At 53.6% G+C, this 13,313-nt stretch carries 11 protein-coding genes and 1 other RNA gene; all 12 read right to left on the bottom strand.

All coding sequences use genetic code 11. From position 1 onward, the window contains the following. Positions 1 to 145: 145 nt before the first annotated feature. A complete protein-coding gene (locus J2T14_RS21175; RefSeq protein WP_307473934.1) occupies positions 146 to 925 on the bottom strand; it encodes an IucA/IucC family C-terminal-domain containing protein in 780 nt (259 codons plus the stop codon). Between the two features lie 22 nt (positions 926 to 947). Further along, complete coding sequence (locus J2T14_RS21170; protein WP_307473932.1) at positions 948 to 1,994, bottom strand: FecCD family ABC transporter permease; 1,047 nt, start codon at positions 1,992 to 1,994, stop codon at positions 948 to 950. Then, positions 1,991 to 3,004, bottom strand: coding sequence for a FecCD family ABC transporter permease (locus J2T14_RS21165; protein ID WP_307473930.1), 1,014 nt, complete (start codon positions 3,002 to 3,004; stop codon positions 1,991 to 1,993). Before J2T14_RS21165 ends, J2T14_RS21170 begins: the two co-directional genes overlap by 4 nt. A gap of 2 nt (positions 3,005 to 3,006) precedes the next feature. After that, entirely contained in the window at positions 3,007 to 4,053 is a 1,047-nt protein-coding gene (locus J2T14_RS21160; protein WP_307473928.1) for an ABC transporter substrate-binding protein, read from the bottom strand. A 322-nt stretch (positions 4,054 to 4,375) separates the two neighbouring features. Beyond that, positions 4,376 to 4,741: a transfer-messenger RNA gene (gene ssrA, locus J2T14_RS21155) on the bottom strand. Between the two features lie 234 nt (positions 4,742 to 4,975). Next, positions 4,976 to 5,455 (bottom strand): SsrA-binding protein SmpB, encoded by a 480-nt coding sequence (gene smpB / locus J2T14_RS21150; RefSeq protein WP_307207884.1) that lies wholly within the window; start codon positions 5,453 to 5,455, stop codon positions 4,976 to 4,978. 156 nt (positions 5,456 to 5,611) lie between these two features. After that, complete coding sequence (locus tag J2T14_RS21145) at positions 5,612 to 5,812, bottom strand: cold-shock protein (RefSeq protein WP_028609190.1); 201 nt, start codon at positions 5,810 to 5,812, stop codon at positions 5,612 to 5,614. 269 nt (positions 5,813 to 6,081) lie between these two features. Further along, on the bottom strand, positions 6,082 to 8,979 hold the full coding sequence (rnr, locus tag J2T14_RS21140) for a ribonuclease R (protein ID WP_444939715.1): 2,898 nt from the start codon (positions 8,977 to 8,979) through the stop codon (positions 6,082 to 6,084). Between the two features lie 175 nt (positions 8,980 to 9,154). Then, positions 9,155 to 9,391: a preprotein translocase subunit SecG gene (gene secG, locus J2T14_RS21135; RefSeq protein WP_307207887.1), complete on the bottom strand. Its 237-nt coding sequence runs from the start codon at positions 9,389 to 9,391 to the stop codon at positions 9,155 to 9,157. Between the two features lie 94 nt (positions 9,392 to 9,485). After that, positions 9,486 to 10,280 carry a sugar phosphate isomerase/epimerase family protein gene (locus J2T14_RS21130; RefSeq protein WP_307473923.1) on the bottom strand — a complete coding sequence of 265 codons (795 nt, stop codon included), beginning with the start codon at positions 10,278 to 10,280 and terminating at the stop codon, positions 9,486 to 9,488. A gap of 157 nt (positions 10,281 to 10,437) precedes the next feature. Continuing rightward, positions 10,438 to 11,730 (bottom strand): phosphopyruvate hydratase, encoded by a 1,293-nt coding sequence (gene eno, locus J2T14_RS21125; protein WP_307473921.1) that lies wholly within the window; start codon positions 11,728 to 11,730, stop codon positions 10,438 to 10,440. A 43-nt stretch (positions 11,731 to 11,773) separates the two neighbouring features. Beyond that, positions 11,774 to 13,312 (bottom strand): 2,3-bisphosphoglycerate-independent phosphoglycerate mutase, encoded by a 1,539-nt coding sequence (gene gpmI / locus J2T14_RS21120; protein WP_307473919.1) that lies wholly within the window; start codon positions 13,310 to 13,312, stop codon positions 11,774 to 11,776. Between the last annotated feature and the right edge of the window lies 1 nt (position 13,313).

Genomic DNA, 13,313 nt, shown 5'->3' with positions numbered 1-13,313 from the left:
ACCCCGACCTCTTGCGGTCGGGGCCCATCCATGGTAGAGGCGAGGGGATTTGAACCCCTGTCCCTCACTTTTCGCCGTGTACTCGAATGAATCGAATAACTCGACGACTGTATTTCATTATTGCTGATTAACACAGTGTTCGCCATTAGTTCTGTTTTTCCTTCGGACAAATCGAACAATACGAGCGTTCGCCGTCCGTCCGGTAATAAAGACAGCATGTCTTGCGAATCCGAAGCGGCTGCTCGTATGCGGGAAGCTTCACTTTGGGCGAGTCAAACTTGATCAGCGGATTCGACTTTTCCCCGAACAGGTCGCCGGGCGCCGACAGCAAATAATCGTAATCTTCGCGGATGCGCGCTTGCCTTTTCGGATCGGCAGTCACGTTGATTCCCTTTTCATACAGCCAAAAGACATTAACTGCCGTATTCTCCCACAAAGTAGCGGACGAAATGCGGTTGGCCTTCGAAAGCGAACGCCACAGCCTGGCGATGTTGCCAGCGAACAAGCTCCGAAGAATGTTGTCGCGCCATTCACGGCGGCCATTCTCCGAAGCTTCGCTCACGCTCCAATCGGTCAGCCGGAGCTTCGGCAGCCAGACTCCATCGTCCCTGAGCATGGACTCCACGCTGCAGTTTTCAAGGGCCGCATCCAACCCTTTGCCATACATCGTCATGGCGTAGAGCACCGGCGTTACGGTTAAGTAACTGTACCGTTTGGCGAACAGCGACCCGCCGACCGATCTCTCGGTAGCGCCGAACAACCCGGATACCCGATCGATATAACCGGTACATTCCTGTTCGTCCAGCAGCCGTACAGGTGCTATAGAGTGATTCTTGTCCACCGATGACTCAGAAGTTAACCGGAAATGAGCGGACAATGGTTCAAGCTCTTCTTGCGTAAACGAGGATTGCAAGGCGGTTGGCATATCGTAAGTTCTCCTTTATGGCTTATTGATGGCGGCTGCGGTACAACAGATAAATAAAGAACGGTGCCCCGATGCCTGATACGAACACGCCTGCCGGTATGTCCAACGGCAGAAAGGCGGTTCGCGCCACGACATCCGCCAAAGCCACCATCATGCTGCCGATCAGTGCCGAGACGGGCACTAGGTAACCGAACGCCCGGCCGACCAGCTTCCTGGCTATATGAGGCGCAATGAGGCCGACAAAGCCGATCCCTCCCGCAAACGCAACAGCCGCACCAGCCAGTGCAACACTGATCGTCAGCATGCCGATACGATGCAATTGTATTCTGACGCCCAAGCCCGCTGCCGTCTCGTCGCCCGTCTCCAGAACATTGGCCGATTTCGCGAACAGAAGCGACAGCGGAACGAGCAGCGCGACCCAGGGCAGCAGCGAATAGACATCGCTCCACTTGGCGCCGTATACGCTGCCTGTCATCCATAAATAAGCGCGAGTCGTCGAATATTCGTCGTTCAAGACGATCATCATCGTCGTTAACGCTCCCGTGCACGCCGACAGGCCGATTCCGACCAGCACAAGGCGTACGGGCGTTACGCCTTTTCGCCACGCCAAAGCATAGATAAGAGCAGAGACGGCTGCCGCGCCGACTATGGCCGCGATCGGAAGCCACTTGATGCTGACGCTGCCAGCCAGACGGGTTAAAAAAAACACGGCGGCGAAGGAGGCTCCGCCCGTCACGCCGATGATATCCGGCGAACCCAGCGGATTTCGGACCACTCCCTGCATAATCAATCCCGCGACGCCAAGCGCGGCACCGGCCAGCATGGCCAGAAGCATGCGCGGAAGGCGCAGCGTATGGATGACGAAATTATGTTCGCCGCTTCCCGCTCCGGTAAGATGCTTGACGACATCAAGCGGATTCAGAACTGTACTTCCGGCCGACAGGCCGGCAATAAACAGAATCGCCGACAGGAGGATCAACGTGAATATAACCGTTAACGCTTTCTTTCGCAGTAATTCAGACACCATTTCCGAACGGGTGAAGTGTTTATGCTGAATGTCATTGCTCATATGCGGCCGGACCTCCTCCGTGCAATATAAATAAAGAACGGAGTCCCGATTAATGCCGTCATTACTCCGATCGGCATTTCCTGCGGCATGATTACGAACCTGGCCGCCACGTCGGCAAGCAGCAGCAGACTGCCTCCCAGCAAAGCGCAATACGGGATGATCCACCGATAGTCGATTCCGACCAGCCCGCGCGCGATGTGCGGAATGACCAATCCGACAAAGCCGATAGAACCGCCTACCGCAACGGATCCTCCGGCCAGCAGCACTATGACGGCGATCATGGCTGTTTTGACCCAGAGCGTTTTTTGGCCCAGTCCTTTCGCCACCTCTTCGCCCGATGTCAAAATATTGACCGAGTGACCAAGCAAAAAGGCGGCAATCCATCCTCCCGCCATAAACGGCAAAATCGGCAGCAGCATCTCGACCGTTCTTCCGGCTACGGAGCCGGCCAGCCAGAACAAGACGCTTTGCAGACTTTGCTCGCTCGTCACCAGCACGCCTTGGGTCAACGACACAAATAAGGCAGAGATGGCAGCGCCCGCCAGCACAAACTTCATCGGCGACATTCCGCCTCTGCCGGTCGAACCGAGAGCATAAACCATCAGAGCGGCTGCAGCAGCCCCCGCAAAGGCTATCCACATATATTGTATTAACGAACTGACCGAAAAAAAGGCAGCCGCTGCCACGATAAAAAAGATCGCCCCGGAATTAATGCCGAATATACTGGGAGAAGCCAGCTGATTTTTCGTTAACGCCTGAAGGAGCGCCCCGGCAATAGCCAGGCTCGCTCCAATGACTGCGGCGATAAGCGCACGCGAAAGACGTGATGTCGTAATAATGACATGCTCCTGAACGGAAGCGTCATAACGGAACAAGGCTTCCCAGACCGTTCCCGGTTTGATCTGCGTCTGGCCGAAAGCCAGACTTGCGGCAAAGGCGGCCGCAAAGATGAGCAGCGTCAACGCCAAGCCTGCCCATTTGTAAGCTGTCCGGCGGAAAAGATGCGTCATTATTATTTCTCCAGTTCAAAATGCTCGTACAGTTGATCCAGCATGAGGTGAGCGGACTTGTAGCCGCCGCCCAAATTCCATACGACTTCGTCGATCTGGTAAACCTGATTGGCTTTGACGGCGTCAAGACTTTGCCACAGCGGGTGATTCGTCCATTCCTCGTACGTTTTTTGTACCGCTTCTTCGTTGCTTGGATCGGACAGGAAGACGAAGAATACGTCCCCGTTCATGCTTGGAATGCTTTCTTTATCCGTAAGTTTTACGACGACTGTTCCTTTAGCAGCTTCTTCTTGCTGGTACTCGGATTGGACGAAGCCGAGCTCGTGCAGAATATCTCCGGCGTAACCCGTCACGTAAATGCGCGCATGATCCGCTCTAAAGTTCAGCACCGATGTTTCGATCGGCCATTGATCGCCCAGTTTAGCCGCTATTTTTTGCTTGAAGTCGGCCACGCGAGTATCCCAACCGGCAAGAAGCTTAGTTGCTTCGGCTTCCTTGTTCAGCGCTTGCCCCATCAGTTGAACCGTATCTTTGAATTTAAACACGGTCTCGTGCGTAACCGTCGGAGCGATTTGGGACAGCTGCTCATAAACCTCTTCATGACGAAGCTTGGATGCGATAATTAAGTCCGGTTTCAGCTTCGCGATTTCCTCGAGGTTCGGCTGCGTCTCCTCGCCGACGAGCGGAACGCCGTCCAGATCCGCTTTCAAATATTCGTAAACCGGTAATTCTGCCCACGATTCAACAATGCCGACAGGCTTGACGCCCAGAGCGACAGCCACATCGGTCGCTCCTTGATACAACGTGACGACTCTTTGCGGCGTACCGGTAATCTTGGTTGTACCCATGGCATGCTCGATGACTCGTTCCTGGTTTTCTTGCGATTCGGCATTGTTTCCGCTGCCTGCTTGACTTTCGTTTCCGCCGGAATTCTGCTCTTGCTGCTGATTAGATTGTTCTTCCGGCTGGCTTGCTCCGCAACCGGAGATAATGAGTGCGAACATCAGCACAAATGCCGTTACCGCCATAAGCTTTTTTGACTTGAACATCCTGATTTTCTCCCCTTCTTGATTCCTGTATAAGTATTATCGATAATAATCATTCTCATTATTGCCTGAAAACAAACTCGAATCCGTCTAGGATACGAGTTATTCGTGTGATAATGATTATCATTACAAGAATGATGTTAGTCGAGATCAACCCGGATGTCAAGCTTATTCGAGAAAAAACAAGGCAGAAACATAGATCTTGCTTCTTCATCGGCTATGTAGAAAAAATGATTAACATAATGAACCTAATAATAACCTTATCTTAAAGCAACATGTGTCGACAAAGCAAAAACCACATCCTCATGCGGATGTGGTTTACATTTGGTGGAGGCGAGGGGATTTGAACCCCTGTCCGAAGATCACGCCACACAGGCTTCTACGGGTGTAGTCACGGTATTGATGTCACCCGAGCGTCGTCCCGTAACCGACTACGCGTTGGGTCAGCCTGATTATCTTCTTCCGTCGACCCCAGGCGGAGACCGAAGCGGCGTATCCCACTACTTGTTAGCCCCTAGTCTAGTCACATGGGCGATGCTAGGTAGGAGCACGCTCACAGGTTATTAAGCTGCGAAAGCGTAAGTTTGTTGTTGTTTGCCATTTAATAGGCTTTAGCGTTGATGAAGCAGACGACTCCCTGCTACCCGCAACCCGCGCTCGTACTATCCCCGTCGAATCCAAGAACGCCCCCATTTTGGCATAAACACTAGGCCGTTGATAATTATCAACCCCGATGTTTAGCGTCAATGAAGCTTCAGGATTAGCGAGCAACAACAGCTGATGAATGTCCAGCAGGCTTGTTATTGTTCAGTTGAGCTTGCGTTGTATTGCCTTTGCTACTGCTTTAGTATAACACGAATGTTCGGCTAATGCTCGTCATTGTTGTTGGCAACAATGGCTTATACCATCCATGGAAATGCTGCATCTATCTGGCGACCTTCTGTTTCTCGCGCAGCGCACGCTGAATATCGCGCTGTGCATCGCGCTTAGCAGCCGTATCGCGCTTATCGTATTGCTTCTTACCTTTGCCCAGTCCAATAAGCAGCTTTGCGTAACCGTTGCGCACATAAATCTTAAGCGGCACGATTGCATAGCCCTCTTGCTTGGACAGACCATACAGCTTATGAATCTGAGACTTATGCAACAGCAGCTTGCGCGCTCGCGTCGGATCGGTTGGATTATGAATATTGCCTTGCTCGAACGGGCTGATATGCATATTATGAATGAATATTTCACCATGCCGGATCGTTGCGAAAGCATCGCTTATATTCGCTCTGCCATTGCGCAGCGACTTGATCTCTGTGCCCGTTAGAACCATTCCCGCTTCAAAGGTATCCTCGATGAAGTAGTCATGGGAAGCTTTCTTGTTCTGGGCTAATTGCTTGCCGTCGGCTTTCTTGCCCATGCCGGTCACCTCAACTTTGCAGCGTAAAATGTTTATATCCAGAAATTTATTGTAACAACTTTGTATGGGGAAAGCAAGAAGCCCCCAGTCCCTATATACACAAAAACCGCCCTTAGCCCTAGGGGCTAAGGACGGTTCCGTTCAACGAGTAAGCTATTACAGCTTAACTACGTTTTCTGCTTGTGGTCCACGGTTGCCTTGAACAACGTTGAACTCAACGCGTTGGCCTTCTTCAAGAGTTTTGAAGCCTTCGCCAGTGATTGCGGAGAAGTGAACGAATACGTCGTTTCCGCCTTCAACTTCGATGAAGCCAAAACCTTTCTCTGCGTTAAACCATTTAACTGTACCTTGTTGCATGTGTAAAAACCTCCAAAAAAATAATATTAATATGCGCCTGGTTTGTCTTTAAACAAAAAATTCACACATTGGAAAGGGTTTCATGACTATAATGATACCCTTTTCAATATGTGAATTCAGGTTCATATCATCGATTGACTTGAGTATACTATTCCCACCATTAAAAAGCAAGCGACAAGCCCAAATATAAATATAATTTCCCATTTTGTCCAATACACGGCGCATTCCTTAGGACTCCTGATCGAATGCGCCGCAATCACCCTAAGCGCTTATTTACGCTTCTTCCGGACAAAGGCTGCGGTCGCGTTGCCGCCTCCGCCGCCACCCTTCTTCTTGCGTTTCTTCTTGCCCTCGCCTGCGCCGGCAGCATCGGCTCCAGGCTGACCGCCGCCGGAACGATTGGCATTGAATACTCCGCCAGGCGTCGCGTTTTTCCGTTTGCCGCCTCCTTGGCCGCCGCCGCCGTTCCGGCTAAAACCGACCGAATGCCCGGTGTTAGGGGCCGAGCTGCTGCGTCCGCCTCGGATCGGCAATCCCCACATATCGGTTTGCTGCCCTTTGCCGGCTTCGCCGCCTTCTGCAGAATCGGCTCGCGGCCCAGCGTCCCCATGATCGTTTCCAGGCCCATCGGCGAGCTTCCACGATGCCCGCTCCTCGCGCGCTTGCTCGCTGCCCGTTGCGACAGCACCAGCAGCCCCCGCACCGTTACCGCCGCGGCCACGCCGCTTGCTGCCCTGGCCAGCTACTGCGCCGCCGCTCGGAAGCCACGGGTTCCCCCCGTGGCCACTGCCGCCGGCTTCGCCTCCGCGGCCCGCGCCGCTGCCGCCGGCGCGACCCCCGCGACCGCCCGCTGCGCCCGGTCGGTCACCGCCACGCCCGCGACCGCCCGCTCCGCCTGGGCGGTCTCCGCCGCGGCCGCCGTCCGCGCGCGCGGCAAAGCCGCCGCGCTTCTTGCCGCCGCGACCGCCGACGCCGAATCCCGCGTCGGCAATGCCTTTCATCGCGCCGCCTCGCGGCTTCATATCGACAAGTTCGAAGTCGATTGTATGATCCGCCATGTCCACCCGCGCGATTCGAATCTTCGCTTCGTCGCCGATGCGATAGATCTTCGACGTACGCTCGCCGATAAGCACCATATGCTGCTCATGGAAGTGGTAATAATCGTCGGACATATCGCTTAGACGAATCAGTCCCTCGACCGTATTTTCCAGCTCGATGAACATCCCGAAGCTTGTTACGCTGCTAATAATACCTTCGAACTCTTCGCCGACTTTATCGAGCATCAGCTCGCATTTCTTAAGCTGCTCCGTATCGCGTTCTGCATCGACAGCCACCCGCTCGCGCTCGGACGAGTGCTGCGCGATCTCCGGCATCCTAGCCGTCAGCGCCTCGTGACGCGACTCCGTCAAATGTCCGCCGCCCTCAAGCACCTCGCGAATGACGCGATGAATGACAAGATCGGGGTAACGGCGGATTGGCGACGTGAAATGGGAGTAGAATTCAGCTGCGAGACCAAAGTGGCCAAGGCTTTCCGAGTCATACTTCGCCTGCTTCATGGAGCGCAGCATCATCGTCGAGATGACCGTCGCTTCCTTCGTTCCTTGAATCTCCTCCAACAGCGTCTGCAGCGCCCGCGGATGAACGGAATTGCCCTTGCCCTTCACCACATAGCCGAAGTTGGACGCGAACTGCATGAACGTCAGCAGCTTCTCCTGATTGGGGTCTTCATGAATCCGGTACAAGAACGGCACGCGCAGCCAATGGAAATGCTCGGCCACCGTCTCGTTCGCCACGAGCATGAATTCCTCGATGATCTGCTCCGCAACTGAACGTTCGCGTTTAACGATATCGACCGCTTTGCCCGTTTCGTCGACGATAACCTTCGACTCCACGAAGTCGAAGTCGATCGCGCCGCGCTTCATCCGCTTCGAGCGAAGCCGCATCGCAAGCTGCTCCATTAGCGCGAACATATCGAGCAGATCCGTGTAACGCTCCTTCAGTTCCGTCTGCGGCTCTTCTTCCGTCGCCGTCAGAATCTTACGAACGTTCGTGTAAGTCATGCGCTCCTTCGTGCGGATGACGCTCGTGAACACATCATGCCTCACGCGCTTCAGCGTCTTCGCATCGAACTCCATCTCGCACGACAGCGTCAGCCGGTCGACCTTCGGATGAAGCGAGCATATGCCGTTCGACAAACGATGCGGCAGCATCGGGATAACCCGGTCCACCAAGTAGACGCTGCAACCGCGTCGGTATGCTTCCTGATCAAGCTCGGACTTCTCGCGCACATAGTATCCGACGTCGGCAATGTGTACGCCAAGCAGGAAGTTGCCGTTCTCCAGCCGCTTCACATGAACCGCATCGTCCAAGTCCTTCGCATCTTCGCCGTCGATCGTCACGATGACTTCGCCGCGCAGATCGCGTCTGCCCTGCTCGATTATTTCTTCCTCCGTAATCTCGTCCGGCGCGGCTTCCGCCTCCGCCATCACCTCGTCCGGGAAACTTTCCGGCAATTGATGCTTGCGAATAATCGACAAAATATCGACGCCCGGGTCATCCTTATGCCCCAATACTTCGACAATTTCCCCTTCCGCGGCGGAGCGGCCTTCCGGATACGACACAATGCGCACCACGACCTTCTGTCCCGAAACCGCCCCTTCGAATCCGCCTTTAGGGATAAAAATATCCCGATTAATCCGTTTGTCATCCGGTACGACGAACGCATAGGACTCGTGGTTCTCGAACGTGCCGACGATCTGCGTAACCGCCCGCTGAACGATCCGAACGACCTCGCCCTCCATCCGTCCGCCGCCTTCGCTCTTGGACGTAATACGAACAAGCAAAATATCGCCGTTCATCGCGCTTTTCAGGTCGTTGGCGTGAATATATACGTCCGGGTGATCCTTCTCGTCGGGCAACAGGAATCCGAAGCCCTTCGCATGAGCCTGCAGCTTGCCGCGCAGCAGATTCATCCGTTCCGGCACGCCGTACAGCTCATTGCGCGTCCGTACGATCTTCCCTTCATCCTCAAGCTGATTGAGCAGCTTCAGAAATTGCTTGAATTCCGCTGCGCCTTCAATGCCGAAGTGCTTCTCAAGCTCCTGATAGGTCATCGGCTTATACGCCGTCTCCCTCATGAAATCAAGCAGTTCCTGCTCGTGATTTATCATTATCGCTATTTCTCCTCATACACCAACTGCCTTATTCTAGTATGATCTGCAGAAGGCTGATAGATTATCATATACCATGTAGTATACACGAAATAGCAGTCAAGCATCCGCGACAAGGAGCAGAAAAAACAAAAAAAGCAGGGAAAATTCCCCTGCTTTCTGCATGTATTCATTATTGTTGGACGAAATAAGAAACGACTAGTGACAGAACAAAAAATCCGACTGCCAATATGATCGTCAGGCGCTGCAAGAACAAATCCAGACCGCGCGCTTTTTGTTTGCCGAACAAGTGCTCCGCACCGCCCGTGATTGCTCCGGACAAGCCTGCGCTCTTACCCTTTTGCAGCAAAACGACGCCGATAAGGCCAATTGCGAATATAACAAGCACAATTTTCAAAGCGATTTCCATTTATTCCACCTCCAGCGTAGGTGCTCCGTAAAAACACATAAGCTGATTTTATCATAGCTGGGCACAGATTACAATAGGACAACCCAGCGCCCGCTTACTGAACGTAACCCAATTTTCGGAAATAGTCGTAATTGTTCTGCGCGCTCTCAAACGAACTTACCGCGAATTGCTCCTGCTCCGCGAAAATATACCGAATGCCGGCGCTGTCCGCCGTCTGGATCAGCTTGTCATAACCGACCTTTCCCCGCCCGATCTCCGTATCTTTGCGCCCATGGTCGAAGTCCCTCGCATGAATCATAGTGATTCGATCTTTGTATTTGTGGATGTAAACTTCCGGTTCGTACCCCGCCATATGCACCCACCCCAAATTGAGCTCCAACGTCATCAGTTCCTTCGGCACTTGCTGCATTAGATGATCGAGCACGGTCTTCCCTTCGATCAGCTTAAATTCATCCTCGTGATTATGAAAGCCGTATTTCATCCCCATCTCCTGGGCTTTCTCGGCGCATTTGGTAAGTACATCGACGAGATGCTTCACATCCTCCATTGCCGGCTCCTCCGGCAGCGGTACCCATGGGGTAATGATGAAGTCAATCTCCGCCTCCTTCGCGTACTCCAGTTGCGCGACGAACCTAGGGAGCAAATTTTGCATATCGTTGAAGTGAAGCGAAATATGCGCCGAAGGCGCCGCCAGACCAAGTTGATTCAGCTTACTCCTTAGCTCCTTGGCCGGCACGTTGAAGAAACCGGTCAGTTCTACCGCCTTGTAGCCAATCTTCGCGACCTCTTCCAACGTCCCCAGTAAATCGATCTCCGCCTGATCGCGCAGCGAATACATTTGCATACCGATAATCGGCTTGTCCAATTCCATCTGCGTCTCTATTCCCATCTCCTGCCCCCCTGCACATTCACATATGGATATGGGATTAGACTCCCCCTCTCCAACGTCGTTCATAACCTACAATCGCCCACCATCCGGGCAAAAAAAAAAAGGACGGCACCAGGCCGTCCTCCCTCATACGCTTACGTAACTTGCTTTAAGCGTCTTATTTGAAGTTTTTCAAGTTGTAGAATGCTGCTTTGCCGCCGTATTGAGCAGTCGAACCAAGCTGGTCCTCAATGCGAAGCAATTGGTTGTATTTCGCAACGCGGTCCGTACGGGACGGAGCGCCTGTTTTGATTTGGCCGGCGTTCGTTGCAACGGCGATGTCAGCGATTGTGCTGTCTTCGCTCTCGCCGGAACGGTGGGAGATAACCGCTGTGTAACCAGCGCGTTTTGCCATTTCGATCGCGTCGAACGTTTCAGTAAGCGTACCGATTTGGTTAACTTTAACCAAGATCGAGTTGCCTACGCCTTTCTCGATACCGTCGGACAGACGCTCCGTGTTCGTTACGAACAAGTCGTCGCCAACGAGTTGAACTTTGCTTCCGATCTTCTCAGTGAGCAATTTCCAACCTTCCCAGTCGTCTTCGGAGCAGCCGTCTTCGATCGATACGATCGGGTACTTGACTACCCACGAAGCAAGCAGGTCTACGAACTCGGATGGCGAGAACGATTTGCCTTCGCCGGCAAGCACGTATTTGCCGTCTTTGAAGAATTCGGTCGAAGCAACGTCCATACCGAGGAATACGTCAACGCCCGGCTTGTAGCCTGCGCGCTCGATAGCGGAGATGATCGTAGTGATTGCTTCTTCGTTCGAACCAAGGTTAGGAGCAAAGCCGCCTTCGTCGCCTACAGCCGTGTTAAGGCCTTTGTCATGCAATACGGCTTTCAGGTTGTGGAAGATTTCAGCGCCGATACGAAGCGCTTCTTTGAAGCTTTCGGCACCGACAGGAAGAACCATGAATTCTTGAACGTCGATGTTGTTGTCGGCATGCTCGCCGCCGTTGATGATGTTCATCATCGGTACAGGAAGCGTCTTAGCGTTGAATCCGCCAAGGTAAGTATAAAGAGGTACATCTAAAGCGTCAGCCGCAGCGCGAGCTACTGCCATTGATACGGCAAGGATTGCGTTAGCGCCAAGCTTCGCTTTGTTAGGAGTACCGTCAAGTTGGATCATTTTACGGTCGATTGCGACTTGATCAAGAGCGTCCAGACCGATTACTTCAGGAGCGATGATTGTGTTCACGTTCTCAACGGCTTTCAGAACGCCTTTGCCGAGGTAACGGGATTTGTCGCCGTCACGAAGCTCAACAGCTTCGTAAGCGCCGGTCGATGCGCCGGATGGCACGATCGCGCGGCCTTTGCCGCCGGACTCAAGGGATACTTCTACTTCAACAGTCGGGTTGCCGCGGGAGTCAAGAACTTCGCGTGCGTATACGTCAACGATAATAGACATGGATAAAACACTCCTTTTTATTTGTTGGATTTCATTGCTGGCATTACTTGTTGATTAAAGTCAAGCCCGTCATCTCAGCAGGCTGATTCAGCTCGCTCAGATCCAGGAACGTCGGCGCGATGTCGGCCAGGATGCCGCCTTCGCGAAGCGTTGCGCCCGCTTTCGTCACGATCAGCGGAACCGGATTCGTCGTATGCGCCGTAAACGGACGGCCATTCTCGTCGAATACCATATCCGCGTTGCCATGGTCGGCCGTAATGATGCATACGCCGCCTTGCGCCAGCACGGCTTCTACGACTTTGCCCAGGCATTCGTCCGTCGCTTCAACCGCTTTGATCGTCGGCTCCAGCATGCCGGAGTGACCGACCATGTCGGGGTTGGCGAAGTTCAGAATAATCGCGTCGTGTACACCGGATTCGATCTCGCGAACCGTCGATTCCGCAAGCTCGTAAGCGCTCATCTCAGGCTTCAGATCGTACGTTGCGACCTTCGGCGAGTTGATCAGCACGCGCGTCTCGCCCGGAAGCTCCGCGTCGCGTCCGCCGCTGAAGAAGAACGTGACATGCGGATATTTCTCGGTCTCGGCCGTACGAAGCTGCTTCTTGTTGTTCTGCGCGAGCACTTCGCCAAGCGTGTTGTCGAGGTTCTTCGGTGAATACGCAACGTAGCCGCCTACGGTTTCGCTGAACAACGTCAAGCAGACGAAGTACAGGTTAACCGGGTGGCTCGCGCCGCGATCGAAGCCGCGGAAGTCCTCGTTCGTAAATACTTGCGACAATTGGATCGCGCGGTCGGGACGGAAGTTGAAGAATATAACGGCATCTTCGGACTCTACCAGACCGACCGGCTTATTGCCTTCGCTTACGATAACCGTTGGCATAACGAATTCATCATAAACCGATTTCTCGTACGATTCAACTACCGCCTTAATCGGATCCGTATATTGAGGTCCTTCGCCGTAAACCATGGCGCGGTAAGACTTCTCCGTACGCTCCCAGCGCTTGTCGCGGTCCATCGCGTAGTAACGGCCTTGAACCGTTGCGATGCGGCCAACGCCGACTTCCTCGATCTTCGCCTGCAGCCGCTCCAGGTAACCCTTCGCGCTGTCCGGCGATACGTCGCGTCCGTCGAGGAACGCGTGGATGTATACCTCTTCGAGCTCTTCTTTCTTCGCCAGCTCAAGCAAGGCGAACAAGTGCTCAATATGGCTATGAACGCCGCCGTCGGAGAGAAGACCGTACAGATGAAGCTTCTTGCCGTTTGCTTTTACATGGCGGACGGCGCCAAGAATCGTCTCATTGTCGAAAAACTCGCGGTCGCGAATCGACTTGCTGATCCGGGTCAAATCCTGGTAAACGATTCGTCCAGCGCCGATGTTCAAGTGGCCAACCTCTGAGTTGCCCATTTGACCTTCCGGCAGGCCGACCGCTTCGCCGGAAGCCGTCAATGTCGTGTGCGGGTAAGTCGACCAGTAACGGTCGTAGTTCGGCTTGTTCGCTTGGGCAACCGCATTGCCGGTTACGTCGTCGCGAAGGCCGAAGCCGTCAAGAATGATTAACGCTACAGGTTTCGGAGCAGCCATC

It is taken from the genome of Paenibacillus harenae (assembly GCF_030812415.1).
Classification (GTDB): Bacteria; Bacillota; Bacilli; order Paenibacillales; family Paenibacillaceae; genus Pristimantibacillus; species Pristimantibacillus harenae_A.
Note: the sequence above shows the minus strand (reverse complement) of the source record. Positions and strands in the feature narration are given on the sequence as shown.